This window comes from Streptomyces sp. NPDC052064 (assembly GCF_055585925.1).
In genome coordinates, this window is record NZ_JBVJJE010000001.1 from 460,920 (window position 1) to 485,495 (window position 24,576).

Consider the following 24,576-nt stretch of genomic DNA (forward strand, 5'->3'; position numbering starts at 1 on the left):
CGTTTCCGATCGTGCCCGCTCCGAAGAAGACCGCCAGGCGATCCCTGCTGGTCACCTCCGCCGTCCTGTCGTCCCTCGCCCTGGCCGCACCCGCGGCCGTCGCGGCACCGAGCCCCTCGGGCAGTCCGTCGGCGAGCCCGTCGGGCAGTCCGTCGGCGAGCCCGTCGGCCACTCCCCCGGCGTCGATGTCGACCGTGGGCGGCGCCCGGCTCGGACAGCCGGGGACGCAGGTGAACCTGGCGAGCGGCGTGCCGGTGCTGCCGAAGGACGTGAGCGCCCGCTCCTGGATCGTCGCCGACGCCGAGTCGGGTGACGTGCTGGCCGCGCACAACGCGCACTGGCGGCTGGCCCCGGCGAGCACGCTGAAGATGCTGTTCGCGGACACGCTGCTGCCGAAGTTCCCGAGGACGGCCAAGCACAAGGTCGTCCCCTCCGACCTGGCGGGCATCGGCTCGGGCTCCAGCCTGGTCGGGATAAAGGAGGACGAGACCTACACGGTCCACGACCTGTGGCTCGGCGTCTTCCTGCGCTCCGGCAACGACGCCGTGCACGTGCTGTCAGCCATGAACAAGGGCGTCGACAACACCGTCAAGGAGATGAACGAGCACGCCGAGGAACTCCAGGCCCTCGACACGAACGTCGTCAGCCCGGACGGATACGACGCCGAGAGGCAGGTCTCGTCCGCCTACGACCTGACGCTGATCGCCCGATCGGGGCTGCAGAAGAAGGACTTCCGCGAGTACGCCTCGACGGTCAGCGCGAAGTTCCCCGGCGAGACGAAGAAGGGCAAGAAGGGGAAGCCGGTCCGTGAGTCCTTCGAGATCCAGAACACCAACCGGCTGCTGAGCGGCGACGCGGGCCTGCCCGTCTACCAGGGCATCGCCGGCGTCAAGAACGGCAACACCACCAACGCGGGCGCCACCTTCACCGGTGTCGCCGAGCGCAACGGCAAGGTGCTGCTGGTCACGGTGATGAACCCGGAGAAGCCCGAGCACAACGAGGTCTACAAGGAGACCGCCCGGCTGTTCGACTGGGGCTTCGAGGCAGCCGGGAAGGTACAGCCCGTGGGCGAGCTGGTGCCGCCGAGGAGCGCCGCGCAGGCCAGTGTCCAGCCCGGCGCGAACCCCTCCGGCGAGGCCGGTGGCTCCGGGAACGGCGCGGGCAGCACGGCCGGGACCGGTTCCAAGCCGGTGGCCAGCGCCCCGGCCGCGGACGGCTCCAGCGGCATCGGGATCGCGCTCGGCATCACCGGCGGCGTGCTGGTGCTGCTCGCGGGCGGCGCGTTCCTGGTCAACCGCCGGTGGCCGCTGCCGGATCTGGTGCGCCGCCGGACTCGCCCGTGACGTCCGGGACTTCGTCCTCCTTGCTCTGCGTCGCCGTCCAGGAGGCGCAGAACAGCACCAGCTTCGAGGTGAAGTTGATCCACAGCAGCAGCGCGACGGGCACGCCGAACGCGCCGTACATGCTCTTCGCCGCCACGCCCTGCAAGTAGCCGCTGAGCAGCAGCTTCAGCAGCTCGAAGCCGACCGCGCCGGTCAGCGCCGCCACGACCAGGCGGTGGCGCGTGGGCTCCACGCCGGGCAGCAGCGTCAGGACGTAGAGCAGGAGCAGGAAGTCGGTGAGTACGGCGATCAGGAACGCGGCGACGTGCAGCAGGACCCCGCTCCAGCCGCCCTCGTCGATGCCCAGCTGCCGGGTGATCCAGCCGATCATCGCGGAGGCCACGGCGGAGGCGGCGATGGTGACGAGGAGCGCGCCGCCGAGGCCGATCAGGACGCCCGCGTCCTTGGCGTAGCGCAGGAGCGGGTTCTCCTCCTCGTCGTCCAGCTCCCACACCGCCCGCAGGCATTCACGCATCGAACCGGCCCAGCTGATGCCGGTGAACAGCAGCAGCCCGCCCGCGATGAGGCCGACCGTGCCGGCGTTCTCCACCAGGCCGGCGATGTCCAGCTGGTCGGATATGCCGGGCACCTGCTCGGCGAGCTTGTCCTGGAGCGTGTCCTGCTGCTCCGTGCTGAGCGTGGCGGCGGCGATCGTGGCGGCCACGGTCAGCAGCGGGAACAGCGCGACGAAGCTCGTGAAGGTCATCGCGGCGGCCAGCCGCGTCCACTTCACGCGGTCCAGCCGCTCGTACGACCGCCACGCGTGGGTGATCATCAGCCGTGTCGCCCACGGCCCGATGACCGGGAGCCTTTTCAGCCAGTCCATGATCCGACTCTGCCCTCCGCCCGGAAGACCCATGTACGGGTACCCCAGAACCGCAGAATCGTGGCCAGCGCCATGCCGATGACAGCGCCGGAGACGGTGTCCGCGCGCTGCGAGGTGAGCCCGAGGCCGTAGTGGCTGACGGCGAGGCAGAGCACTTGTACGGCGGCACCGGCGAGGTTCACCAGGAAGAAGGCGGCGTACGGACGCAGGCCCCTGGTCCGCCTGTCCCGGTAGGTGCCGAGGGCGTTGCCCGCGTAGGCGACCGAGCAGGCGGCCACGAAGGACAGGGCCTTGGCGGTGAGCGGGCCGAGTCCGGCGGGGCCGCGCAGGCAGGTGAACAGGGCCAGGTCGACGGCGTAGGCGAGGAGACCGGCGGCGGCGAAGCCCAGGAGCTCCCGGCGGCAGGGGGCCGTGGGTCTCGACCACGCGCGCGTGGTCACCAATTGGCCACCGCCAGGCCGTACATCGCCACCCACACCAGACCGATGAGGGCGAGCGCCCGGTCGCGCAGGACGACGTCCTCGGGTTCGCCCGCCGTGCCGCGGTCGGCGAAGACGGCGTACCTCAGGATGGCGAGGACGAAGGCGACCATGGACAGCTGCCGCCAGGGCAGCACGCTGGTGTGCGGGACGCCGCCCTCCTCCATGGCCCACAGGCAGTAGCCGAGGACGGCGACACCGGCGGCGAGCTGCCAGACGAAGCGGAGGTAGCCGGTGGTGTACTCGGTGAGCAACGCGCGTGTGGTGCCCGCTTCTCCGGCCATCTGCACGGCTTCGGAGTAGCGCTTGGCCGACACCATGAACAGCGCGCCGAAGCCGGTCGTGATCAGGAACCAGCGCGACAGCGGGATGCCGAGGGCGAGACCGCCCGCCACCGCCCGCATCAGGAAGCCGGTGGTGACGACGGCGAGATCGACGACCAGGACGTGCTTGAGGTTGATGCAGTAGGCCAGTTGCATGCCGAGGTAGGCCGTCAGCAGGGCGGCGACGACCGGGGAGCAGAGCCAGGCCGCGGCGGCGGACGCGAGCAGGCCGAGGCAGCCGCCGACGGCGTAGGCGACGGGCACGGGGACCTGTCCGGCGGCGACCGGGCGGTGGCGCTTGGTGGGGTGGGCGCGGTCGGCGTCGACGTCGCGGGCGTCGTTGACGAGGTAGACGGCGGCGGCGCAGGCGGTGAAGAGGACGAAGACGAGGGCGAGTTGGGTCAGGGCGTGCCGGGAGAAGAGCTCGCCGGCGGCCGCCGGGGCGGCGACCACCAGGACGTTCTTCACCCACTGCTTGGGCCGCGCGGTCCGGAGAAGACCGGCCAGGAGCTCGACCTTGCGGGGTGGCGTGAGCCGCTCCCGGGGGGTGCGCTGCCGCAGGACGGCCGTCTCAGTCATGGTGGGCCTCTCCCCTCACCCAGCGGGCGCCGAGCCGGGCCGTGAGCGCGCCGAGGGCCGCGCCCGCCGCGACGTCCGAGGGGTAGTGGACGCCTGCCACCAGCCGCGAGACGCACACGGCGGCGGCGAGCGGCGGGACGGCGCGCGCTCCCAGGGCGCCGAAGGCGACGGCGGCGGCAGCGGCGGAGGTGGCGTGCGCGCTGGGGAAGGAGTGCCGGCCTGCGGTGCGCACCAAGGGCTCGACGTGCGCGGGGCGCGGGCGGCGCACGACCCGCTTCACCCCCATGCTGATGAGGTGCGCCCCCGCGGTGAGGGCCGTGCCGCGCAGCCAGGCGCCACGCCGTCCGCCGTCCACGGTGGCTCCGGCGAGCCCCGCCGTCAGCCACAGCGCCGCGTGTTCCCCCGCCCAGGACAGGGCACGCGCGGCGCCGGCCACGCGCGGGTCGGTGCCGCACGCCCTGAGCGCCGAAACGATCCGGTGATCCATGTCGTGCAGGTGGTCGAGGTCGTCCATGTGGACTCACTGTTCACGCCCACCTGGCCTGAACTCCGGCAATATTGAGCGACATCCCATTAATCACCCGTTTCGGGGAGGGGTGCCATGTTCTCTAACTAATAGCTCACATTGGGGCGATACGGTCAGGGACATGTCTGCCGACACCGATTCCGCCCCGGACGTCATGGGCCTGGACCACACCACCGTCACCGGTTGGGGCCGCACCGCTCCCACTGCCGCCCGGCTGATCCGCCCGCAGACCTACGAGGAGGCCGCGGCGGCCGTCCGCGACTGCGGGGCCCGTGGCGGGATCCCCCGGGGCCTGGGACGGGCGTACGGGGACGCGGCGCAGAACGCGGGCGGATCCGTGCTCGACATGACGGGCCTGGACCGCGTCCACGCGATCGACGCCGACGGAGGCACCGTGCTGTGCGACGCGGGCGTCTCCCTGCACCGGCTGATGGAGGTACTGCTGCCGCTCGGCTGGTTCGTGCCGGTCACCCCCGGCACGCGCTACGTCACCGTCGGCGGGGCGATCGGCGCCGACATCCACGGCAAGAACCACCACGTCTCGGGCTCCTTCTCGCGGCACGTACTCGCCTTCGAACTGCTCACCGCCGACGGCGAGATCCGCACGGTGATCCCGGGCACGCCGCTCTTCGACGCCACCGCGGGCGGCATGGGACTGACCGGTGTGATCCTCACCGCGACGATCCGGCTCCAGCCGGTCGAGACCTCGCTGATGTCGGTCGACACCGAACGCGCGACGGACCTGGACGACCTGATGGCCCGGCTGGCGGCCACCGACCACCGCTACCGCTACTCGGTCGCCTGGATCGACCTGCTGGCCCGGGGCACCTCCACCGGCCGCGCGGTCCTCACCCACGGCGACCACGCGCCCCTGGACGCCCTCCCCGCCCGCCTGCGCCGGGACCCGCTGTCCTTCCGCACCTCCCGCTTCCCGTCCGCCCCCGCGGTCCTCCCCGAGGGCCTGCTGACCCGCACGACCGTGGGCCTCTTCAACGAGCTCTGGTACCGCAAGGCCCCCCGCGCGCGTGTCGGCCAACTCCAGCGCGTCTCCGCCTTCTTCCACCCCCTGGACGGCGTGCCCCACTGGAACCGCGTCTACGGCCGGGGCGGCTTGGTGCAGTACCAGTTCGTCGTCGGCTACGGCCAGGAGGACGCCCTGCGCCGCATCGTGCGCCGTATCTCCGAACGCCGCTGCCCGTCCTTCCTGGCCGTCCTCAAGCGCTTCGGGGAGTCCGACCCGGGCTGGCTGTCCTTCCCGGTGCCCGGCTGGACGCTGGCGCTGGACATCCCGGCGGGCCTGCCCGGCCTCGGCGCGTTCCTCGACGAACTCGACGAGGAGGTCGCCACCGCCGGCGGACGCGTCTACCTCGCCAAGGACGCCCGGCTGCGCCCTGAACTGCTCGCGGCCATGTACCCGCGGCTGGACGACTTCCGGGCCCTGCGGGCGGAACTGGACCCGCACGGGGTCTTCACGTCCGATCTGTCCCGCCGCCTCAGCCTCTAGGCACAGGCACAGGCACAGGCACACCAGGCAACCTCTAGGAGCTGTCATGAAGGACGCCTTCGGTCTCCCCCAGTCCCTGCTCGTCCTCGGCGGAACGTCGGAGATCGCGCTGGCCACCGCCCGCCGGCTGATCGCCCGCCGCACCCGCACGGTCTGGCTGGCCGGCCGCCCGTCGCCCGCCCTGGAGGAGGCCGCCGGGCAGTTGCGCGGACTCGGGGCCGACGTGCACACCGTCGCCTTCGACGCGCTCGACCCCACCTCCCACGAGGCCGTGCTCGGCAAGGTATTCACCGAGGGCGACATCGACATGGTGCTGCTCGCCTTCGGTCTCCTCGGCGACCAGGCCCACGACGAACGGGAGCCGGAGGCCGCGGTGCGGGTCGCGCAGACCAACTACACCGGCGCGGTCTCGGCGGGCCTGGTGTGCGCCCGCGCGCTCCAGTCCCAGGGGCACGGCTCGCTGGTCGTCATGTCCTCCGTCGCGGGCGAGCGGGCCCGCCGCGCGAACTTCATCTACGGCTCCAGCAAGGCCGGCCTCGACGCCTTCGCACAGGGCCTGGGCGACGCGCTGCACGGCACGGGCGTGCACGTCATGGTCGTACGCCCCGGCTTCGTCCGGACGCGGATGACCGCCGGCCTGCCCGAGGCACCCCTCGCGACCACGCCCGAGGCCGTGGCGACGGCCGTCGAGCTGGGGCTGCGGCGCCGCTCGGAGACGGTGTGGGTGCCGGGCGCGCTGCGTGTGGTGATGTCGGCGCTGCGGCACCTGCCGCGCGGGGTCTTCCGGCGGCTGCCGATCTGACCTACGAGCGGATCACCGGGTGGGGACCGAGCCGCGCTCCACATGCCCGGCCTGGGGCGGGACGACCGAGCCGCCGAAGGGGAACTCGCGGAGCTTGCGCCAGACACCGTCGGCGCCCTGCTCGTAGAGGGCGAAGCCGGTGCACGGCCACTCGGCCTCGTAACCGGCGAGTTCCTCGAAGGCGCGGTCCATCGCCGCCTCCTCGATGCCGTGCGCCACCGTGACGTGCGGGTGGTAGGGGAACTGCAGTTCGCGTACCACCGGCCCGGCGGGGTCGCGGACCTGCTCCTGGAGCCGGGTGCAGGCCTCCGCACCCGCGACGACCCGGACGAACACCACCGGCGACAGGGGCCGGAACGTGCCGGTGCCGGACAGCCGCATCGGGAACGGCCGGCCGGCCTCGGCGACCTCGGTCAGATGCGCCTCGACGGCCGGCAGGGCGGACTCGTCGATCTCCGTCGGCGGCAGCAGGGTGACGTGCGTGGGAATGCCGTGAGCCGCGGCGTCGCCGAAGCCCGCGCGCAGCTGCTGAAGCCGGCTGCCGTGAGGCTCCGGGACCGCGATCGAGACACCGATCGTTACGGTCCCCACGTCGTCTCCTGTCGTTAAGTTTGCGGGTCGCTGATACGACCACCCGGTTATCGACTGTACGGCCACGACCCGGTTACAGGCAGGCGCAACCGAAGTGATGTACAGCGCTGTTCGGTGGTACGGCTGTGCGCGGGAGCGGGTTCAGTGCTTGGCGGGCAGGAAGCCGACCTTGTCGTACGCCTGGGCGAGGGTCTCCGCGGCGACGGCGCGGGCCTTCTCGGCGCCCTTGGCGAGGATCGAGTCGAGCGTCTCCGGATCGTCCAGGTACTGCTGGGTGCGCTCCCGGAACGGCGTCACGAAGTCGATCATGACCTCGGCGAGGTCGGTCTTGAGCGCGCCGTAGCCCTTGCCCTCGTACTTCTCCTCCAGCTCGGCGATGCCGGCCCCGGTGAGGGTGGAGTAGATGGTGAGCAGGTTGCTGATTCCCGGCTTCTCCGCCACGTCGTAGCGGATCACCGTGTCCGTGTCGGTGACCGCGCTCTTGACCTTCTTCGCGGTGGCCTTCGGCTCGTCGAGGAGGTTGATGAGGCCCTTCGGCGTGGACGCCGACTTGCTCATCTTGATCGACGGGTCCTGAAGATCGTAGATCTTCGCCGTCTCCCTGAGGATGTACGGCTTCGGGACGGTGAACGTCTGACCGAAACGGCCGTTGAAGCGCTCGGCGAGGTCTCGGGTGAGCTCGACGTGCTGGCGCTGGTCCTCGCCGACCGGGACCTCGTGCGCCTGGTAGAGCAGGATGTCCGCGACCTGGAGGATGGGGTACGTGAACAGGCCGACGGAGGCGCGCTCGGCGCCCTGCTTGGCGGCCTTGTCCTTGAACTGGGTCATCCGGCCGGCCTCGCCGAAGCCGGTGAGGCAGTTCATGACCCAGGCGAGCTGGGCGTGCTCGGGGACGTGGCTCTGGACGAAGAGCGTGCAGCGGTCCGGGTCCAGCCCTGCGGCGAGCAGCTGGGCGGCGGCCAGGCGCGTGTTCGCACGCAGGTCCTTCGGGTCCTGCGGGATGGTGATCGCGTGCAGGTCGACGACCATGTAGAACGCGTCGTGGGTCTCCTGCAGGGCCACCCACTGGCGGACGGCGCCGAGGTAGTTGCCGAGGTGGAACGAGCCGGCGGTGGGCTGGATACCGGAGAGCACGCGGGGTCGGTCAGAGGCCATGTTGCTTATTGTCTCAGAGGGCCGCGGGTGGTTTCGGCGGTGGGGAACTGCGGACCCGTCGTGGCTGGTCGCAGTTCCCCGCGCTCCTTACGGGGCGCTTCAGCCGAGGTCGATCTCGGGGTACAGCGGGAAGGCCGCCACCAGGTCCGTCGCGCGGTGGCTGATCTCGTCGGCGATCTTCGCGTCGAGGACGTGGGCCGCCTTGGAGGGGGCGCCCGACTTGGTCGTGCCCGGCTCCGTGGTGGTGAGGACGCGGTCGATCAGGGCCGCCACCTCGTCCATCTCCGCCGTGCCCAGGCCCCGGGTGGTCAGGGCGGGGGTGCCGATGCGGATGCCGGAGGTGTACCAGGCGCCGTTCGGGTCGGCCGGGATGGAGTTGCGGTTGGTGACGATTCCCGACTCGAGCAGGGCGGCCTCGGCCTGGCGGCCGGTGAGGCCGTAGGAGGAGGCGACGTCGATCAGGTTCAGGTGGTTGTCCGTGCCGCCGGTCACGAGGGTCGCGCCGCGGCGCATCAGACCTTCGGCGAGGGCGCGGGAGTTGTCGACGATGCGCTGGGCGTAGTCGCGGAAGGACTCCTGGCGGGCCTCCGCGAAGGCGACCGCCTTGGCGGCCATGACGTGCGGGAGCGGGCCGCCGAGGACCATCGGGCAGCCGCGGTCGACCTGGTCCTTGAGGGAGTCGTCGCACAGGACCATGCCGCCGCGCGGGCCGCGCAGCGACTTGTGGGTGGTCGTCGTCACGATCTGAGCGTGCGGGACCGGGTCGAAGTCGCCGGTCAGGACCTTGCCCGCGACCAGGCCGGCGAAGTGTGCCATGTCGACCATGAGCGTCGCGCCGACCTCGTCGGCGATCTCGCGCATGATCCGGAAGTTCACCAGCCGCGGGTAGGCCGAGTAGCCCGCGACGATGATCAGCGGCTTGAACTCGCGGGCCGAGGTGCGCAGGGCCTCGTAGTCGATGAGGCCGGTGGCCGGGTCCGTGCCGTAGGAGCGCTGGTCGAACATCTTGCCGGAGATGTTCGGGCGGAAGCCGTGGGTGAGGTGGCCGCCGGCGTCCAGGGACATGCCGAGCATGCGCTGGTTGCCGAAGGCGCGGCGCAGCTCCGCCCAGTCGGCCTCGGAGAGGTCGTTGACCTGGCGGGCGCCGGCCTTCTCCAGGGCCGGGACCTCGACGCGCTGGGCGAGGACCGACCAGAAGGCGACGAGGTTGGCGTCGATGCCGGAGTGCGGCTGGACGTAGGCGTGGCGGGCGCCGAAGAGTTCCTTGGCGTGCTCGGCGGCGAGGGACTCGACGGTGTCGACGTTGCGGCAGCCGGCGTAGAAGCGGCGGCCGATGGTGCCCTCGGCGTACTTGTCGCTGAACCAGTTGCCCATCGCCAGCAGCGTGGCCGGGGAGGCGTAGTTCTCGGAGGCGATCAGCTTGAGCATCTCGCGCTGGTCGGCGACCTCCTGGCCGATGGCGTCGGCTACGCGCGGCTCCACGGCGCGGATGACGTCGAGGGCGGCGCGGTAGGCGGTGGAAGCGGTGGAGAGGGGCTCGGCTGGCATGTGGGACCTCCGGACGTTGCGTTCAGCGTTCACGGTACGGCCCAGGCGCACGACCCTCATCGGCTGGGCCGCTCCCCGATGGTTCATCCATCCCAGCGCGCCAGTCACGGCCCCCGGGTCAGCCTACCGGGTTGCCATTCGTTGTCGGGTGCGGGTGCGTTGTGGCTGGTCGCGCCCACGCGGCGGAGCCGCGAATGCCACAGCCCCGCGCCCCTTGAATGTCCCCGCGCCCCTTGAAGGAAGGGCGTGTCCCCTCAGCCCTTCCTAAAGGATCACGTGCGGGAGGAAGCGGGCGTACTCGTCCGTGATCAGGCCCGACGACTCGCGGATGCCCAGGCCCGCCGACTCGTTCTCCACCACCCACGCGCCCAGGACTACTCGGTTGCCGTCGAAGTCGGGCAGCGGGGCCAGCTGCTGGTACACGCACGGTTCGTCGCGGAGGGTGGGCGCGGATCCGGGCTCGTGGACCGTGACGCCTGCGCCCTCTCGGCCCAGGAGGGGCTTGGCGACCCAGCCCGGTAGGTCCCGGGGGCCGTCCAGGTGGGCCGGGAGGAGATTGGGGTGGTCGGGGTACAGCTCCCAGAGGATGGCCAGGAGCGCCTTGTTGCTGAGGAGCATTTTCCAGGCCGGCTCGATCCAGAGGGTGGAGCCGGTGCCGCCGCCGTTGTCCAACGTCTCCAGGACATGGTCGGCGAAGCGGTCGGTGGTGAGCCACTCCCAGGGGTAGAGCTTGAAGATGCTGCGGATGAAGCGGAGGCGGTTGTCGACGAAGCGGCCGGAGAGGCGGTCCCAGCCGATCTCCTCCATGGAGATCCAGTCGGTTTCCATGCCCGCCTGCTCGGCTGTTTCCTTGAGGTAGGCGACCGTCATCAGGTCCTCGCCGAGTTCGTCGGCGGAGGAGTACGCGAAGTACAGGGGGCTGCCCGGCGGGAGGAGGGCGGCCTGTTTCCTCCAGGCGTCGATCAGGCGTTCGTGGAGGGAGTTCCACTGGTCGGCGCCGGGGAAGCGGTCCTCCATCCAGAACCACTGGGGGGACGCGGCCTCCACCAGCGAGGTGGGGGTGTCGGCGTTGTACTCCAGGAGCTTGGCCGGGCCTGTTCCGTCGTAGCGGAGGTCGAAACGGCCGTAGACGGAGGGGAGTTCGGCGCGGCGGTGCCAGGACTCGGCGACCGTCCGGGACACGCGCGGGTCGGTGATGCCGAGATCCGCGAAACGGTCCTCCGCGACGATGTGGTCGGCCGCCGCCAGGCACATGCGGTGGAGTTCCTCGACGACCTCCTCCAGGGCCTCGACCTCCGGAAGGGTGAAGACGTAGTAGGCGCTTTCGTCCCAGTAGGGGCGCAGGGAGTCGTCGGGGTAGCGGGTGAGGGGGTAGATCAGGCCCTGTTCCTCGACGGTCTGCTGCCAGTCGGGGCGGGGGGTGATGGTGCGGCGTTCCATGTGCGTACGGCCCGCTCAGCCGCCGCCGCTGCCGGAGCCCGAGCAGCCGAAGCCGCCCCGGTCGACGGCCTCGCTGCGGCTGAAGGTGCCGTTGTCGGCGTAGCGGCCGCTGACGTCGGCGTCGTAGTACCAGTCGGCGTTCGTGGTGCTGGTCTTGCCGGTCTTCTTGCGGCCCTTGCCGTAGGAGGAGGACGAGGAGCCGGACTTGCAGTTCTTGTCGGCGACGATCTTGTAGCCGTTGACGTAGTCGTAGCTGTCCCGGTCCACACAGCGGCGGTCCGGGTCGGAGCCGCACGCGGACAGGGCCGCCGCGAGGACACCCATGCCGCCCAGCACCACCGTGCTCGAGCGCAGTCGTCGCCGTGTTTCAGCCATGCGCGTGTCTCCCCGTGTCCCCGTCGTACTGCGTGTCCTGTCATGTACTGCCGAGCGGCCAGCCTAGAGACCGGTGTGAGCGAGCGGGCATGACCCCCCGGCTCACGCCCCCTCCCCTACTGTCGTTTTGTGATCTTTGGAATGGTGTGCGCCCTTGGTGCGGCGGTCTGCTTCGGTACGGCGACGGTGTTGCAGGCGATGGCCGCGCGGGCGGCGGCGACCGGGCCGGGCGGGGACCTGGCGCTGTTGTGGCGGGCGCTGCGGCAGTGGCGGTATCTGGTCGGGCTCGGGATGGACGGGCTCGGTTTCCTGCTCCAGATCGCCGCGCTGCGGTCCGTGCCGATCTACGCCGTGGGGGCGGCGCTGGCCGCGAGCCTCGCGGTGACGGCCGTGCTCGCGGCGCGCCTGCTGAGGGTGCGGCTGAGCCGCACGGAGTGGGCGGCGGTGGGGGTGGTGTGTGCCGGTCTCGCGCTGCTGGGGCTGACGTCCGGGGCGGAGGGCGAGGAGGCCGGGCCGGTCTGGCTGAGGTGGGCGATGCTCGCCGCGGCGGGCGGGGTGCTGCTGCTCGGGGCGGTGGGTGGGCGGTTGCCGGAGCGGGGGCGGGCGCTCGCGCTCGGGCTGGGCGCCGGGCTCGGGTTCGGGGTGGTGGAGGTGGCAGTGCGGCTCATCGACGGTCTGACTCCCGAGGCGCTCGTCGCGAACCCGGCGGCGTACGCGCTGCCACTCGGCGGCGGGGCCGCGTTCCTGTTGCTGACCTCCGCCCTCCAGCGCGGGTCGGTGACCACGGCGACCGCGGGACTGGTGCTCGGGGAGACCGTCGCGCCCGCGTTGATCGGCGTGGCGTGGCTCGGGGACCGTACGCGGCCGGGGCTGGGGTGGCCGGCGGTGCTCGGTTTCGCGGTGGCGGTGGCCGGGGCGCTGGCGTTGTCGCGGTTCGGGGAGGCGCCGGTCGAGCAGGCGGAGAGCGCGCTTGCGCCCAGATGATCGGAGGCTCCCGCCCAGGTGATCAGAGGGGTTTCCCATCTGCCGAAAAACTTCACGTTCCGGACGACCGGAAAATTGTTTGTTGAATCTTGAACGCGAGTGAACCGCTTTCCGTATGGGACGGCGTGACCAGTAATCCCGTCACGGTCACCGTGGCCTATCGCGTGATGCCGGGCCGGGCGGCCGACTTCCACTCCTGGGGATGGGCCATGCTGGGCGCGACCGCGCGGCAACCGGGGTTTCTGGGGGGTGGGGTACTTGTCGACGGAGGGGCGGAGTGGCATGTCGTCTATCGCTTCACCAGCGAGGGTTCGGCCCTGGCCTGGGAGAATTCGCCCTCCCGGGCACAGTGGGACGCCCGGCTGGAGGGGCTCGCCCAGGAGGCGGAACGCAGGAGGGTGCGGGGAGCCCGGGCCTGGTTCGAGGCTCAGACGCTGACACCCGCGCCGCCGGCTCCGCCGTCGAAATGGAAATTGTGGTTCGTGAATATGAGCGCGGTTTTTCCGCCGGTGCTCCTGTTCAATCTGACGGTGCTTCCCTATCTCGGTGACCTCAATGCACTGATCCGCACGCTGCTGTTGTGCCTGTGCGTGACGGCCCTCGTCACCTGGATTCTCATGCCGCGGCTCCAGCGTTTCTTCAGGAAATGGCTGTACCCGTCGCTCCAGGCGCTCCGCGGACGGCACAAACGCCGGGCCACATAGGCCCGCGAACGAACAGAGGGAGGTGGGCGGGTGAAGACCCTGCTCATCGACAATTACGACTCGTACACGTACAACCTGTTCCAGCTGATCGCCGAGGTCAACGGCGAGGAGCCGGTGGTGGTCCGCAACGACGCCGCCGTCGACGGGCTTCCGGATCTCCGGGAGTTCGACAACCTGGTGGTGTCCCCGGGCCCGGGACACCCGGCCCACGCGCGTGACTTCGGCATCGCGGCCAGGCTGCTCGCGACCTCCCCGCTTCCCGTGCTCGGCGTGTGTCTCGGCCATCAGGGCATAGCGCTCGGGGAGTGCGGGGTGGTGGGGCCCGCTCCGGAGCCGCGGCACGGGCACCTGTCCACGATCCGGCATGACGAACGCGACCTGTTCCAGGGCCTGCCGCAGAACTTCACCGCCGTCCGCTACCACTCGCTGTCCGTGCTCGAGCCGCTGCCGGAGATGCTGGAGGCCACGGCCTGGGCGGAGGACGGCGTCCTGATGGGACTGCGGCACCGAAGCCGGCCGCTGTGGGGCGTGCAGTTCCACCCGGAGTCCGTCCTCACGGAGTTCGGCCATCGCATGCTCGTGAACTTCCGCAACCTGACCGCGGAGCGGGTCGGCAAACTGCGGACGAAGAACACGGCGGTGCCGTCGCACGAGGCCCCGGCCCGGCGCCGCGTGGTGGTACCGGAGTGCGAGGCGGGCGTCTCCCGGTCCTCGGCGGCGGACCGTCGGCCTGCGGCCGCGCGCCGGGCAGCGGCGATCCAGTCGGGTGGGGCGTCCGACGGGCCCATGTGGTCCGGCGGGGCCGTGCCGGCATCCGGTGCTGGTCCATCCACCGGTGCTTCCGCAGGGTCCGGTTGGTCCGGCGCGGCCGATCCGTCCGTCGGCGCCGATCCGTCCGCCGCCGCCGATCCGTCCGTCGGCGCCGGGATGTCCGGTGAGGCCGCCCCGTCCGCGGGGCGGAAGCCGCGCGCCGGGGCCGATCTGTCCATCACCCCCGCCCCGTCCGACGCGGTCGCCCCGCCCAGCGCCACCATCCCCCGCCCCCGTCGCCCCGAGCGCGTCGGATACCGGCTGCACAGTCGGCGGATCGGTGGTGCGGTGGATGCCGAGGCGGCCTTCACGCGGATGTACGCGGGATCCTCGCGTGCCTTCTGGCTGGACAGTTCGCTGGTGGAGCCGGGTCGGTCGCGGTTCTCGTTCTTCGGGGACGACAGCGGGCCGCTCGCCGAGTTCGTGCGGTACGACGTCGCCGGCGGGCGCTGTGAGATCGAGCGGGCGGGGCGGCCGGTGCGGAAGGTCGCGGCCAGTGCCTTCGACTACCTCAAGCGGCAGTTGACCAGCCGACGGGTGGACGCGACCGGGCTGCCGTTCGACTTCACGGGGGGCTACGTCGGCTACTTCGGCTATGAGGTGAAGGCGGACTGCGGGTCGCCCAACCGTCACCGCTCCCCGGTCCCGGACGCCGCCTGGCTGTTCGCCGACCGGGTGATCGCGGTGGACCACCAGGAGGGCTTCACGTACGCCGTCTGCCTGGCGGAGGACACCCCGCAGGCCGCTCGGGAGGCCTCCGAATGGCTGGAGAGCGCGCTGGCCGATCTCACCTGCGTGGCGACGGAGCGGCCGCCCCTGCCCGTGCCACCGGCCCCTGCGGACCCCGGCGCCGCCGAGCCGTGGCTGGTGCGCGACCGGGCGACGTATCTCGCGGACATCGAGGCGTGCAAGCGGGAGTTGCGGGCGGGCACCAGTTACGAGGTCTGCCTGACCAACGCCGCCCGGTTGACCGCACCGCCCGACGCGTTCGAGTTCTACCGGACACTCCGCCGCGACAACCCGGCCCCGTACGCGGCCTTCCTGAGATTCGGGGAGCTGGAGGTGGCCGGGTCCTCGCCCGAGCGGTTCCTGCGCATCGGGCGGGACGGCACCGCCGAGGCCAGGCCCATCAAGGGGACCGCTCCCCGGGGCGACGGGCCGGAGGAGGACGCCCGGCTGCGGGACGCGCTGGCGTCGGACGCCAAGACGCGGGCCGAGAACCTGATGATCGTCGATCTGCTCCGCAACGACCTGGGGCGGGTGTGCCGGACGGGGTCGGTGCGGGTCTCCAAGCTCATGGCCACGGAGACGTACGCCACCGTGCACCAGCTCGTCTCGACCGTGGAGGGCAGGCTGCGGGCGGGCACGGACGCGGTGGACTGTGTCCGGGCCTGTTTTCCCGGCGGGTCGATGACCGGCGCGCCGAAGCTGCGCACGCTGGAGATCATCGACTCGCTGGAGTCCGAGGCCCGGGGCGTGTACTCCGGCGCCCTCGGTTACTTCGGCTGTGGCGGCGGTGCGGATCTCAGCATCGTCATCCGTACCGCCGTGTTCGCCGACGGCCAGATGCATCTGGGTGCGGGCGGAGCGATCGTCCTCGGCTCCGATCCGGACGCGGAGTACGAGGAGATGCTGCTGAAGACGGCGGCCCCGATGCGGGCCCTGCACCAGCACACGGCCGACCGGATCCAGCAGCAGGCCCCGCCGGGGGACAGGGCCGGGGCGGCCGAGGAGGCCCGGCGATGACCAGTCCGCAGGTCGTGCTGCACCCCGTCGAGGCCGAGGCGCCCGGGAACCTCGCGGCCCAGCTGGCGGAGCTCGCCGAGCGGCGTGGGTGGGGCGGGCGGACCGCCTTCCACCAGGGGCACCGGGCCTGGACCCACGGCGAGGTGCACGACCTCGCGGCCCGGGCGGCAACCGTGCTCGCCGGGCACGGGGTGCGCGCCGGGGACCGTGTGCTGCTGGCGCTGCCCGACTCCCTCGCCTGGGTGACGGCCTTCCTCGCCACCGCCCGTCTCGGCGCCGTCGCGGTCCTGGTCAACCCCGAACTCCCCGCGTCCGACCACGCGTTCCTGGCCGAGGACACCGGGGCCGGGCTCTGTGTGACGGGGCCGGGCCTGGAGGAGCGGTTCACCGAGCGGGCCCGCCTGGGTGCCGACCAGCTCATGGCGCTCGCCCCCGCCGCCGAGCCCGCGCCCGCCCACCAGGTCGACGCGCACACCCCGCTCTACGTCCAGTACACCTCCGGCACCACGGGCCGCCCCAAGGGCGTCGTGCACACGCACGGCGACCCACGGACGTACCACGACCTGGTCGGCCGGCGGGTGCTGCGCATCACGGCGGAGGACGTCACCCTGTCGGTGTCGAAGCTGTTCTTCGCCTACGGCTTCGGCAACGCCTTCGTCTTCCCGCTCTTCTCCGGCTCGTCCGCGGTGCTGGTGGACCGGCGTCCCACCCCGGCGACCATCGACGAACTCGTCGCCCGGCACCGGGTGACGCTGCTGTACTCCGTGCCGTCCGCGTACGCCGCGCTGGTGGCCGAGCGGGGCAACGGGCACGAGGGCTGCTTCGCCTCGGTGCGGGCCGCGGTGTCGGCCGGCGAGGGGCTGCCGGAGGGGCTCGCCGGGCAGGTGACCGCGTTGCTCGGGGCTCCCGTGCTGGAGCAGATCGGCTCCACGGAGGCCGGTCACGCGTTCTGCGCCAACGGCTTCGCCCACAACCACCCGGGCACCGTCGGCCGTCCCGTCCCCGGCTTCGAGGTGGAGCTGCGGGACCGCGACGGCCACCCGGTGCCGGACGGCGAGGAGGGCGAGATGTGGGTGCGCGGGCCGACGGTGACGCCCGGCTATCTGAACCGGCCCGAGGAGACCGCCCGGACCCTGGTCGGCGGCTGGCTGGCCACCCGCGACCGGGCGTGCCGCGAACCGGACGGCTCCTACCGGCACCTGGGCCGGGCCGACGACATGGAGATGGTCGGCGGCATCACCGTCTCCCCGCTGGAGGTGGAGGCCGTGCTGCGCGGCCATCCGGCGGTGCGGGAGGTGGCGGTCGCGGCGGTGCCCGACGGGCGGGGCGCGAGCCGGCTGCGAGCCTTCGTGGTCCCCGCCCCGCCGGTGCGGGACGGCCTGGCGGACGAACTCGTCGGCCTGGCGCGGGAGAGCCTCGCCGCGTTCAAGGTCCCCCGCAGCGTCAGCTTCGTCCCGTCGCTGCCGCGCACCCCTACCGGGAAGCTGCGCCGCCATCTGGTGCGACGGGGCGCCTGGTGAACCCCGCAGAGAGGAACGACCCCATGCGAGCACCCCTGTTGACCGACCGCGGCTTCTACCTGGGACCGGTCTTCCGGCGTGCGGCCGACCGGCACGGGGCCGTCTTCGTCACCCTGGACCGGCCGCTGGACGTCGCCCCCTCCCTCGGGGTCGACCTGAGCTACACCGTGCTGGCCGACCTGGTCGAGGACCTGTCCGGCCGGCTGTGGGACGCCGGGGTGCGGCCCTCGGAGCAGGTCGTCGTGCACAAGGCGGACAACGTCGACATCATGCTGCTGACCTGCGCCGTCTCCCGTATCGGCGCCGTGCCGGTGCTGCTGTCGCCCGCGCTGGCCCCCGCGGTGGCCGGGCAGCTCCTCGAACGGCTGCGCCGGCCCTGGCTGATCACCGACAGCGCCACCCTGGACGGCCTGCGGGAGCTCGCCCTGTCCGGGCTCGTGCGGCGGACGCTCTGCGTGGACGACGCGGCCGGGGCGGAGCCCCTGGCGAAGTACGCCGGCGCCGAGCCTCCCCCGCCGGTCCGGCTGCACCCCCGTGAACCCGCCCTGATCACCCACAGTTCGGGCACCACCGGCGTCCCCAAACTGGCCGTGCACTGCGCGCACACCATGTGGAACCGGCTCGTGCCGCAGCAGGCGATGGGCTGGCCCACGCGGGGCGAGCCGGCGGCGCTGCACATGTCGTTCGTGCACTCGCGCTTTTACCATCTGCTCGGCGTCCTGCTGCACTTCGGCAGCCCGCTCGTGCTGATCACCGACCCGGATCCGGCCGCGGTGGGACCGCTGCTGGTCCGGCACCGGCCCGGCATCGTGGAGACGCACCCCAACACGTTCGTGCTGTGGGAGGAGCTGGCCGACGCGCCCGGTGCGCCGCTGTCCCGGGTCCGGGCGTACGGCTCGACGTTCGACGCGATCCATCCGCGCACCGTACGGCGGCTGCTGGGCGCCTCACGGCGCCGTACGCCCTGGCTGGTCCAGCTGTACGGGCAGAGCGAGACGGGCCCGGTGGCGTTCCAGGTGGTGACCCGGCGCAGCGCGGCCCGCGCGGACGGCCGCCGGGTCGGGTTCGGGATACCGGGCTTCACCCGGGTCCGGGTCACCGACGCGGGGGGCGGGCGGGTGCCGCCCGGCACGCCGGGCCGGATCGAGGCCCGTACCCGGGGCCGGATCCTCACCTACCTCGGCATGCCGGAGCGCTACGGCCGTCAGCTCACCGACGGCTGGTGGGAGATGGGCGACATGGGCTACCGGAGCCGCCTGGGGGCGCTGTATCTGATCGACCGGGAAGTCGACCAGATCGACGCCGTGCACAGCAATCTGGAGGTCGAGGACACGCTGATGTCCCGGCTGGAGGAGCTGCGCGAGGTCGTCATCGTGCCGGGCGCGGACCGGGAACCGGTGCCGGTGGTGTGCGTGCGCGGTGAGCGGCCCCTGGACCCGGAGCGCTGGCGGCGGGCCACGTCAGGGCTGCCGGCGATGGCCGAGCCGCGGCAGTGGCGGTTCGAGGACCTGCCGATGACCGCGACGTGGAAGGTGAAGCGGGTGGAGATCGCCCGGATGCTCACCGAAGGCGTCCGGGCATGACCCCGGTCTTCGTCGTGGGCGCCGGTCCCGTGGGCCTGTCGGCGGCTCTCGCGCTGCGGGCGCACGGCCTGCCCGCCGTCCTGCTGGAGGCGGAGCCGGAGGACCGGGAACGGCCCGGCAGCCGGGCCCTGTTCGTGCACCGCGAGACCCTCGGCCTGCTGGACGCGATGCGGCCCGGCCTCGCCGCCGAGATCACCTCGTACGGGCGGACCTGGCACACCAGGCGCACCCTCTACCGGGGACGTGAGGTCTACGCCCGCACGTTCCCGCCCCCGTCCGGCCCGCCGCCTTTCACCAGCCTTCGCCAGACGGACACCGAGCGGTTCCTGCGGGCGGCCTGTGCGCAGGCCGGGGTGGAGTTCGTGTGGGGCGCGCGCGTGACGGGCGTGAGCACCACGGAGACGGAGGTCCGGCTGACGGGTGAGGACGGCCGGGTGTGGGCCGGCGCGTTCGCGATCGCCGCCGACGGGGCCCGTTCCACGGTCCGGCGCGAGCTGGGCATCGCCCTGGAGGGCACGCACGGCGAGGGCTTCCACGTCGTCGTGGACGTCGCCGACGTGCCGGGCGCGGAGCTGCCGCTGGAGCGGGTCTTCCATTACGAGCATCCCGGGGTGGGCGGGCGCAGCGTGATGCGCGTGCCGTTCACCGGGGGCTTCCAGGTCGACCTCCAGTGCCGGGACGACGACCGGCAGGAGGAGTTCGGCACCGAGGAGGCCGTACGGCGCTGGCTGCCCTCGGTCGTCGGGGACGGCTACGGCGAGCGGGTCCTGTGGGTGTCGACGTACCGCTTCCTGCGCAAGGTGGCGGCCTCGTTCACCGATCCGCACCGGCGGGTGCTGCTGGCCGGCGAGGCGGCACATCTCTTCCCGCCGTTCGGGGCACGCGGCATGAACAGCGGGATCGCGGACGCGGCGGCCGCCGCCGAGGCGATCGCCGCCGTGACCGGCGAGGCGGTCGCCGGGTTCGCCGAGGTGCGGCGGGCGGCGGCCCTGTTCAACAGCGCCGCCGCCGGTGCCGCCCTGGACCATCTGCGGCCGCGCCGCCGGATCGTCCGGGTCGGACAGCGTGCGGCGGCGGCACTTGCGCCGGTGCTGCCGTGGTGCGGGTCATGGCTGGAGCACGCGCCGTACGGACCCCGGCACGGGGCACCGGCCGTCGCGGGACGCAAGTACTGAGGAGGCTGTTGGTGACAAGACCGGCGGTGGCGGAAGGCCTGTGGACGTGGACGCCCGGCCGTGGCCTGGCCCCGGCCCCGGACCGGACGGCCGGGGGTCGGCTGCTCGTCGCGGACTCGTGGCTGGTGCGCGGCGGCCGGGTGCGGGCCTATGCCCGGCACCGGGAGCGGTTCGCGCGGGCCTGCGGTGACTGCGGTGGACCGGAGCCACGCCGGCTCGTCGCGTTCTGGCAGGACGTGACCGCCTTGCTGCCGCGCACGGGTGCGTGGTTTCCGCGGGTGGAACTCGCGGCGGGTTCCCTGGAGTTGCGGCTGCTGTTGCGGCCCGCTCCGCCGCTCGGCACGGGGGTGCGCCTGTGGGCGGCGGGCCAGTCCGATCCGCGTACCGTGCCCCGCCGCAAGGGCCCGGACCTGGACACCCTGGCCCGGGTGCGCCGCCGGGCCGCCGGCGAGGGCGCGGAGGAGGCGGTGCTGATCGCGCCCTCGGGCACGGTGCTGGAGTCCGCCACCGCCGGCGTGCTGTGGTGGGAGGACGACGCCCTGTGCCTGCCTCCGCCCCGGCTGCCCGTCCTGCCGGGTGTGACGGCCGGGCTGGTCCAGGAGCGGGCGCTGCGGTCCGGGATCCGGATCGCACACCGGGAGCGGTCCGTGGCCGAGCTGGACGGCCGTGAGGTGTGGCTGGTGAACGCGCTGCACGGGATCCGGCCCGTGACGAGCTGGATCGGGCGGCCGATGCGGGTGCCTCCGGCGGGGCGGGCCGGGGAATGGCGGAATTGGCTGGACGGCCTCATGGAGCCGCTACCGGACGGCTGAATCGAGGAAACAGCGAGGAAACAGTGACGCCGGGTCGAATTCGACCCGGCGCGTTTTCCGCTGGCTGCCTCAATTATTCTTCAGCTCTTCGGCACCATACGCGTCGCTATCGCGATCCGGTTGTACGCGTTGATGACGGTGGCCGACCAGATGAGCGCCGCGATCTGGTTCTCGTCGAACACCCCGGCCGCCTCGGCATACACCGCGTCCGGGACGCGACCGTCGTGGACGAGCGTCACCGCCTCCGTCAACGCCAGTGCCGCGCGCTCGCGTTCGGTGAAGAACGGCGTCTCCCGCCAGGCGTTCAGGGCGTAGATGCGCTGCTCGGTCTCGCCCTGGCCGCGAGCGTCCCTGGTGTGCATGTCGATGCAGAACGCGCAGCCGTTGATCTGCGAGGCGCGGATCCTGACCAGTTCCAGCAGTTCCGGTTCGAGTTTGGCGTCCTGGGCCGCGGAAACGGCGGCGGTGTGCAGGGAGGCCATTGCAGCGGATACGTCGGGGGTTATTTTCTTCAGGGCCACACGGGGCAGGGAAGTGCTTTCGCTCATGGGGTGACCATATCCGCTGAACGGCATTCCGGTGAGGAATTCGAGCGATTATCCGGGCAGAACCGCGCACAGCGCGTCCAGCGCCCCCGACCACGCGTGGTCCGGCGGTGTCCCGTAGCCGACGACCAGGGCGTCGGCCGGCTCGGCGACCGAGGCGGCGTGCCGGTAGCGGGTGAGTCCGTGGACCGCCAGGCCCTGCCAGTGGGCCGCCTGGAGCACCGACTGCTCGGTGCCGGACGGCAGCCGCAGCAGGACGTGCAGGCCGGCCGCGATGCCGGTGACCCGGGCTTCGGACGTCCGGTCCGCGACGGCTGCGACCAGGGCGTCCCGGCGGCGCCGGTAGCGCAGGCGGGTCGCGCGGACATGGCGGTCGTAGGCCCCGGACGTGAGGAACTCCGCCAGGGTCAGCTGGTCCAGCACCCCGCAGGTGTCGACCCCGCCCTTGGCCGCCACGGTCTCCTCCGTGAGGCCCGGCGGCAGCACCATCCAGGCCAGCCGCAGCCCGGGTGCCAGGGACTTGCTCGCGGTGCCCAGGTAGACCACCCGGTCGGGGTCCAGGCCCTGGAGCGCGCCCACGGGCTGACGGTCGTAGCGGAACTCGCCGTCGTAGTCGTCCTCCAGCACCAGCCCGCCGGTGCGGCGCGCCCAGTCCACGACGGCCGTGCGGCGGTCGCGGTGCAGGGGGACGCCCATGGGGAACTGGTGGGCGGGCGTGAGGAGGACCGCGTCGGCGGCGGACAACGCGCCCGGGTCGGTGCCCAGCCGGTCGAAAGGCAACGGGACCGTGTGCAGACCGGACGCGGCCAGGAGCCTCCAGTGCACATCGAGGCCGTACGACTCGACGGCGACCGTCCGTGCCCCGCGCGCCCGCAGGGCCGTGCCGAGCAGCTTCAGCCCGTGCGCGAATCCGGCGCACACCACGATCCGTTCGGGCTCGGCGCGTACGCCCCGGGCCCGTGAGAGGTAGCCGGCGAGCGCGGCGCGCAGCTCGGGGCGGCCGCGGGGGTCGCCGTAGTCGAGGGCGTGGTGGGGCGCTGCGGTCAGGGCGCGGCGGGCGGCCTTGAGCCACTCCGCACGCGGGAAGGAGGCCAGGTCGGGGCTGCCGGGGCGGAGGTCGTAGGCGGGGCGGCCGCGGTCGCGGGCGTGGGGTGCCGTACCCGCCGGCGGGACCACCGTCCGATCGGCGACCCGGGTCCCCGAACCCTGCCGGGCGGCGAGCCAGCCCTCGGCGACCAGATCGGCGTAGGCGTCGGCAACCGTGTTGCGGGCGATGCCCAGGTCGGCGGCGAGCGCGCGGGAGGAGGGCAGCCGGGTGCCGGGGGCCAGCCGGCCGGAGCGCACCGCCTCGCGCAGGGCGTCGGTCAGCCCCCGGCGCAGACCTGGGCCGGTCGGCTCCAGGTGCAGGTCGATACCCAAAGTGGCCCACTGTTCCGCCATGGAAATGGACCATACTCCTGGGCTGCTTCCTTCCTAGGGTCGAGGGCATGACGACGCATACCCCTGACACGACGATCACTACGACCGAGGAATACGCCCCCGAGCAGCCCGCCCGCCTGGACTGGGCCAAGCACGCGCCCGAGGTCTACAAGGCGATGGTCCGGCTGGAGATCGCCGCCCGGCAGGGCCTCGACCACAAGCTCTACGAGCTGGTGAAGATCCGCGCCTCCCAGATCAACCACTGCGCCTTCTGCGTCGACATGCACACCAAGGACGCCCTCGCGTCGGGCGAGAGCGTCGAGCGGATCGTGCAGCTCAGCGCCTGGGACGAGTCGCGGCACTTCTACACCGCGAAGGAGCTCGCGGCCCTGGAGCTGACGGAGGCCGTGACGGTCCTGACGGACGGTTTCGTGCCGGACGAGGTGTACGAGAACGCGGCCAAGCACTTCGAGGAGGCCGAGCTGGCGCAGCTCATCGCCGCGATCACGACGATCAACGCCTGGAACCGGTTCGGGGTGACCTGCCGGATGGCGCCGGGGCACTACCAGCCGGGCCAGTACAAGTGACGGCTCGGACACGGGCGCTCGACCCGGCGGTCGCCCGGGCCATGTCGGCTTTGAGTGCCACAGCGAAGAAGGGCCTCGGTGACCCGGCCCTGGCCGAACTCGTCGTGATCCGCGCCTCGCAGCTCAACCACTGCGCGTTCTGCCTGGACATGCATCTCGCGATCGCCCGCGAGCACGGCGTGAGCGAGAAGCAGCTCGATCTGCTGGCGGCCTGGGAAGAGGCCGGGGATGTCTTCGACGAGCGGGAGCGGGCCGCACTCGCGCTGACGGAGGCCGTGACGGTCCTGACGGACGGCTTTGTGCCGGACGAGGTGTACGAGCGGGCCGCGAAGCACTTCGACGAGGCCCGGTTGGCCCATCTGATCGGCCTGGTCGTCGCCATCAACAACTGGAACCGGGTGATGGTCGGTCGCCGGATTCCGCCAGGGGGTTACACGCCATGAGTAAGGCAGACACGTTCCGCGCCCTCCACCACCACCGGGCGCCCGGCGATCCCCTCGTGCTGCCCGGGCCCTGGGACGCGGCCAGCGCCCGGGTGTTCGCCGAGGCCGGTTTCCCGGCGCTCGCCACGCCCAGTGCCGGGGTCGCCGCCTCCCTCGGCTACGAGGACGGGCAGGTCCCCGCCGACGAGATGTTCGCGGCGGTCGCCCGGATCGTCCGGGCCGTCGACGTGCCGGTGTCGGCGGACGTGGAGGGCGGGTACGGGCTCGCGCCGAAGGAACTCGTGGAGCGGCTGCTGGAAGTGGGGGCGGTGGGCTGCAACCTGGAGGACTCCGAGGGCGGGGTGCTCAAGGACCCGCGTGCGCACGCCGACTGGCTGGCCGAGGTGCGGGAGGCGGCCGGTGGCCGGCTCTTCGTCAACGCCCGTGTGGACACCTTCGCCTGCGGGGTCGCCGATCCCGAACGGGCCGTCGAACGGGCCGCGCTGTACGTCGCGGCGGGCGCCGACTGCGTGTACCCGATCGGCGCCCCGCCGGACGTGCTGCCGCTGCTGCGGGCCGGGATCCAGGGGCCGATCAACGTGGGCGTCCCGGTCGGCGAAGGCCCCTCGCCCGCCGAACTCGGCGCACGAGGGGCCACCCGGATCACCTTCGGGCCGGGACTCCAGCGGCGGGCCGCCCGGGCCCTGCGGGAGATCGCCGAAGGCCTGCGACCGTAGGG

General features: G+C 72.4%; 24 protein-coding genes and 1 riboswitch. Of the genes, 13 read left to right on the forward strand and 11 right to left on the reverse strand.

Annotated elements, in window-relative coordinates; all coding sequences use genetic code 11:
• Positions 1-11: 11 nt before the first annotated feature.
• Positions 12-1,343 carry a D-alanyl-D-alanine carboxypeptidase family protein gene (locus ACZ6TU_RS02155; protein WP_469546006.1) on the forward strand — a complete coding sequence of 444 codons (1,332 nt, stop codon included), beginning with the start codon at positions 12-14 and terminating at the stop codon, positions 1,341-1,343.
• Here ACZ6TU_RS02155 and ACZ6TU_RS02160 read toward each other — a convergent pair.
• From ACZ6TU_RS02160 to ACZ6TU_RS02175, 4 genes are read right to left on the reverse strand one after another with little or no spacing between them, the layout of a single operon-like run.
• The gene (locus ACZ6TU_RS02160; protein WP_469546009.1) at positions 1,291-2,208 is read right to left on the reverse strand and encodes a YihY/virulence factor BrkB family protein; all 918 of its coding nucleotides are present in this window, start codon (positions 2,206-2,208) and stop codon (positions 1,291-1,293) included. The two genes, ACZ6TU_RS02155 and ACZ6TU_RS02160, sit on opposite strands and share 53 nt — an antisense overlap.
• A complete protein-coding gene (locus ACZ6TU_RS02165) occupies positions 2,196-2,648 on the reverse strand; it encodes a GtrA family protein (RefSeq protein ID WP_469546011.1) in 453 nt (150 codons plus the stop codon). Before ACZ6TU_RS02165 ends, ACZ6TU_RS02160 begins: the two co-directional genes overlap by 13 nt.
• Positions 2,645-3,589 (reverse strand): decaprenyl-phosphate phosphoribosyltransferase, encoded by a 945-nt coding sequence (locus tag ACZ6TU_RS02170; protein ID WP_467671806.1) that lies wholly within the window; start codon positions 3,587-3,589, stop codon positions 2,645-2,647. Before ACZ6TU_RS02170 ends, ACZ6TU_RS02165 begins: the two co-directional genes overlap by 4 nt.
• On the reverse strand, positions 3,582-4,103 hold the full coding sequence (locus ACZ6TU_RS02175) for a phosphatase PAP2 family protein (RefSeq protein ID WP_469546015.1): 522 nt from the start codon (positions 4,101-4,103) through the stop codon (positions 3,582-3,584). Before ACZ6TU_RS02175 ends, ACZ6TU_RS02170 begins: the two co-directional genes overlap by 8 nt.
• A gap of 133 nt (positions 4,104-4,236) precedes the next feature.
• Here ACZ6TU_RS02175 and ACZ6TU_RS02180 point away from each other — a divergent pair, with 133 nt between their 5' ends.
• Both ACZ6TU_RS02180 and ACZ6TU_RS02185 read left to right on the forward strand, forming a co-directional pair.
• Positions 4,237-5,619 (forward strand): FAD-binding protein, encoded by a 1,383-nt coding sequence (locus ACZ6TU_RS02180; RefSeq protein WP_467671810.1) that lies wholly within the window; start codon positions 4,237-4,239, stop codon positions 5,617-5,619.
• Between the two features lie 46 nt (positions 5,620-5,665).
• Positions 5,666-6,421 carry a decaprenylphospho-beta-D-erythro-pentofuranosid-2-ulose 2-reductase gene (locus ACZ6TU_RS02185; protein WP_469546019.1) on the forward strand — a complete coding sequence of 252 codons (756 nt, stop codon included), beginning with the start codon at positions 5,666-5,668 and terminating at the stop codon, positions 6,419-6,421.
• A gap of 12 nt (positions 6,422-6,433) precedes the next feature.
• Here ACZ6TU_RS02185 and ACZ6TU_RS02190 read toward each other — a convergent pair whose 3' ends face one another.
• The 5 genes from ACZ6TU_RS02190 to ACZ6TU_RS02210 form a co-directional block, all read right to left on the reverse strand.
• Complete coding sequence (locus ACZ6TU_RS02190; protein ID WP_467671812.1) at positions 6,434-7,012, reverse strand: 2'-5' RNA ligase family protein; 579 nt, start codon at positions 7,010-7,012, stop codon at positions 6,434-6,436.
• Positions 7,013-7,153: 141 nt separating this feature from the next.
• The gene (trpS, locus tag ACZ6TU_RS02195) at positions 7,154-8,167 is read right to left on the reverse strand and encodes a tryptophan--tRNA ligase (protein ID WP_467671814.1); all 1,014 of its coding nucleotides are present in this window, start codon (positions 8,165-8,167) and stop codon (positions 7,154-7,156) included.
• A gap of 99 nt (positions 8,168-8,266) precedes the next feature.
• On the reverse strand, positions 8,267-9,775 hold the full coding sequence (locus ACZ6TU_RS02200) for a glycine hydroxymethyltransferase (RefSeq protein ID WP_467671816.1): 1,509 nt from the start codon (positions 9,773-9,775) through the stop codon (positions 8,267-8,269).
• Positions 9,748-9,833: riboswitch (ZMP/ZTP riboswitch) on the reverse strand. Its footprint overlaps the gene before it by 28 nt.
• Positions 9,834-9,979: 146 nt before the next feature.
• Positions 9,980-11,155, reverse strand: a complete 1,176-nt coding sequence (locus ACZ6TU_RS02205; RefSeq protein ID WP_469546025.1) for a glutathionylspermidine synthase family protein — start codon at positions 11,153-11,155, stop codon at positions 9,980-9,982.
• Positions 11,156-11,170: 15 nt separating this feature from the next.
• Positions 11,171-11,530 carry a hypothetical protein gene (locus ACZ6TU_RS02210; protein WP_467671820.1) on the reverse strand — a complete coding sequence of 120 codons (360 nt, stop codon included), beginning with the start codon at positions 11,528-11,530 and terminating at the stop codon, positions 11,171-11,173.
• A gap of 141 nt (positions 11,531-11,671) precedes the next feature.
• On the opposite strand from ACZ6TU_RS02210, the gene ACZ6TU_RS02215 reads away from it, so the two are divergent.
• The 7 genes from ACZ6TU_RS02215 (at position 11,672) to ACZ6TU_RS02245 (ending at position 20,864) form a co-directional block, all read left to right on the forward strand.
• Positions 11,672-12,514 (forward strand): DMT family protein, encoded by an 843-nt coding sequence (locus ACZ6TU_RS02215; protein WP_469546571.1) that lies wholly within the window; start codon positions 11,672-11,674, stop codon positions 12,512-12,514.
• A gap of 167 nt (positions 12,515-12,681) precedes the next feature.
• Complete coding sequence (locus tag ACZ6TU_RS02220; protein WP_467672568.1) at positions 12,682-13,218, forward strand: hypothetical protein; 537 nt, start codon at positions 12,682-12,684, stop codon at positions 13,216-13,218.
• A gap of 30 nt (positions 13,219-13,248) precedes the next feature.
• Positions 13,249-15,774: an aminodeoxychorismate synthase component I gene (pabB, locus tag ACZ6TU_RS02225; protein ID WP_469546028.1), complete on the forward strand. Its 2,526-nt coding sequence runs from the start codon at positions 13,249-13,251 to the stop codon at positions 15,772-15,774.
• The gene (locus ACZ6TU_RS02230; RefSeq protein WP_467671824.1) at positions 15,771-17,294 is read left to right on the forward strand and encodes an AMP-binding protein; all 1,524 of its coding nucleotides are present in this window, start codon (positions 15,771-15,773) and stop codon (positions 17,292-17,294) included. The genes pabB and ACZ6TU_RS02230 overlap by 4 nt, the downstream gene beginning before the upstream one ends.
• A 23-nt stretch (positions 17,295-17,317) precedes the next feature.
• Positions 17,318-18,877, forward strand: a complete 1,560-nt coding sequence (locus ACZ6TU_RS02235) for a class I adenylate-forming enzyme family protein (protein ID WP_467671826.1) — start codon at positions 17,318-17,320, stop codon at positions 18,875-18,877.
• The gene (locus ACZ6TU_RS02240) at positions 18,874-20,052 is read left to right on the forward strand and encodes an FAD-dependent monooxygenase (RefSeq protein WP_469546032.1); all 1,179 of its coding nucleotides are present in this window, start codon (positions 18,874-18,876) and stop codon (positions 20,050-20,052) included. The genes ACZ6TU_RS02235 and ACZ6TU_RS02240 overlap by 4 nt, the downstream gene beginning before the upstream one ends.
• 11 nt (positions 20,053-20,063) lie before the next feature.
• Positions 20,064-20,864: an aminotransferase class IV gene (locus ACZ6TU_RS02245; protein ID WP_469546035.1), complete on the forward strand. Its 801-nt coding sequence runs from the start codon at positions 20,064-20,066 to the stop codon at positions 20,862-20,864.
• A gap of 80 nt (positions 20,865-20,944) precedes the next feature.
• Here ACZ6TU_RS02245 and ACZ6TU_RS02250 read toward each other — a convergent pair whose 3' ends face one another.
• Together ACZ6TU_RS02250 and pdxR are read right to left on the reverse strand one after the other, a co-directional pair.
• Positions 20,945-21,412, reverse strand: a complete 468-nt coding sequence (locus ACZ6TU_RS02250; RefSeq protein ID WP_469546037.1) for a carboxymuconolactone decarboxylase family protein — start codon at positions 21,410-21,412, stop codon at positions 20,945-20,947.
• A 48-nt stretch (positions 21,413-21,460) separates the two neighbouring features.
• Positions 21,461-22,849, reverse strand: coding sequence for a MocR-like pyridoxine biosynthesis transcription factor PdxR (gene pdxR / locus ACZ6TU_RS02255; RefSeq protein WP_467671834.1), 1,389 nt, complete (start codon positions 22,847-22,849; stop codon positions 21,461-21,463).
• 47 nt (positions 22,850-22,896) lie between these two features.
• On the opposite strand from pdxR, the gene ACZ6TU_RS02260 reads away from it, so the two are divergent.
• The 3 genes from ACZ6TU_RS02260 to ACZ6TU_RS02270 are packed head-to-tail and all read left to right on the forward strand — an operon-like array spanning position 22,897 to position 24,574.
• Positions 22,897-23,415, forward strand: a complete 519-nt coding sequence (locus ACZ6TU_RS02260; RefSeq protein ID WP_469546042.1) for a carboxymuconolactone decarboxylase family protein — start codon at positions 22,897-22,899, stop codon at positions 23,413-23,415.
• The gene (locus tag ACZ6TU_RS02265) at positions 23,412-23,858 is read left to right on the forward strand and encodes a carboxymuconolactone decarboxylase family protein (protein WP_469546045.1); all 447 of its coding nucleotides are present in this window, start codon (positions 23,412-23,414) and stop codon (positions 23,856-23,858) included. Before ACZ6TU_RS02260 ends, ACZ6TU_RS02265 begins: the two co-directional genes overlap by 4 nt.
• A complete protein-coding gene (locus ACZ6TU_RS02270; protein WP_467671840.1) occupies positions 23,855-24,574 on the forward strand; it encodes an isocitrate lyase/PEP mutase family protein in 720 nt (239 codons plus the stop codon). The genes ACZ6TU_RS02265 and ACZ6TU_RS02270 overlap by 4 nt, the downstream gene beginning before the upstream one ends.
• Positions 24,575-24,576 lie beyond the last annotated feature (2 nt).

What these genes read in the sequence shown, in the direction of transcription:
- ACZ6TU_RS02160 (WP_469546009.1), bottom strand. Translation starts at nt 2,208, where the DNA reads ATGGACTGGCTGAAAAGGCTCCCGGTCATCGGGCCGTGGGCGACACGG.
- ACZ6TU_RS02170 (WP_467671806.1), bottom strand. Translation starts at nt 3,589, where the DNA reads ATGACTGAGACGGCCGTCCTGCGGCAGCGCACCCCCCGGGAGCGGCTC.
- ACZ6TU_RS02175 (WP_469546015.1), bottom strand. Translation starts at nt 4,103, where the DNA reads ATGGACGACCTCGACCACCTGCACGACATGGATCACCGGATCGTTTCG.
- ACZ6TU_RS02180 (WP_467671810.1), top strand. Translation starts at nt 4,237, where the DNA reads ATGTCTGCCGACACCGATTCCGCCCCGGACGTCATGGGCCTGGACCAC.
- ACZ6TU_RS02185 (WP_469546019.1), top strand. Translation starts at nt 5,666, where the DNA reads ATGAAGGACGCCTTCGGTCTCCCCCAGTCCCTGCTCGTCCTCGGCGGA.
- trpS (WP_467671814.1), bottom strand. Translation starts at nt 8,167, where the DNA reads ATGGCCTCTGACCGACCCCGCGTGCTCTCCGGTATCCAGCCCACCGCC.
- ACZ6TU_RS02200 (WP_467671816.1), bottom strand. Translation starts at nt 9,775, where the DNA reads ATGAGGGTCGTGCGCCTGGGCCGTACCGTGAACGCTGAACGCAACGTC.
- ACZ6TU_RS02205 (WP_469546025.1), bottom strand. Translation starts at nt 11,155, where the DNA reads ATGGAACGCCGCACCATCACCCCCCGCCCCGACTGGCAGCAGACCGTC.
- ACZ6TU_RS02210 (WP_467671820.1), bottom strand. Translation starts at nt 11,530, where the DNA reads ATGGCTGAAACACGGCGACGACTGCGCTCGAGCACGGTGGTGCTGGGC.
- ACZ6TU_RS02215 (WP_469546571.1), top strand. Translation starts at nt 11,672, where the DNA reads ATGGTGTGCGCCCTTGGTGCGGCGGTCTGCTTCGGTACGGCGACGGTG.
- ACZ6TU_RS02220 (WP_467672568.1), top strand. Translation starts at nt 12,682, where the DNA reads ATGCCGGGCCGGGCGGCCGACTTCCACTCCTGGGGATGGGCCATGCTG.
- ACZ6TU_RS02230 (WP_467671824.1), top strand. Translation starts at nt 15,771, where the DNA reads ATGACCAGTCCGCAGGTCGTGCTGCACCCCGTCGAGGCCGAGGCGCCC.
- ACZ6TU_RS02235 (WP_467671826.1), top strand. Translation starts at nt 17,318, where the DNA reads ATGCGAGCACCCCTGTTGACCGACCGCGGCTTCTACCTGGGACCGGTC.
- ACZ6TU_RS02240 (WP_469546032.1), top strand. Translation starts at nt 18,874, where the DNA reads ATGACCCCGGTCTTCGTCGTGGGCGCCGGTCCCGTGGGCCTGTCGGCG.
- ACZ6TU_RS02250 (WP_469546037.1), bottom strand. Translation starts at nt 21,412, where the DNA reads ATGAGCGAAAGCACTTCCCTGCCCCGTGTGGCCCTGAAGAAAATAACC.
- pdxR (WP_467671834.1), bottom strand. Translation starts at nt 22,849, where the DNA reads ATGGCGGAACAGTGGGCCACTTTGGGTATCGACCTGCACCTGGAGCCG.
- ACZ6TU_RS02260 (WP_469546042.1), top strand. Translation starts at nt 22,897, where the DNA reads ATGACGACGCATACCCCTGACACGACGATCACTACGACCGAGGAATAC.
- ACZ6TU_RS02270 (WP_467671840.1), top strand. Translation starts at nt 23,855, where the DNA reads ATGAGTAAGGCAGACACGTTCCGCGCCCTCCACCACCACCGGGCGCCC.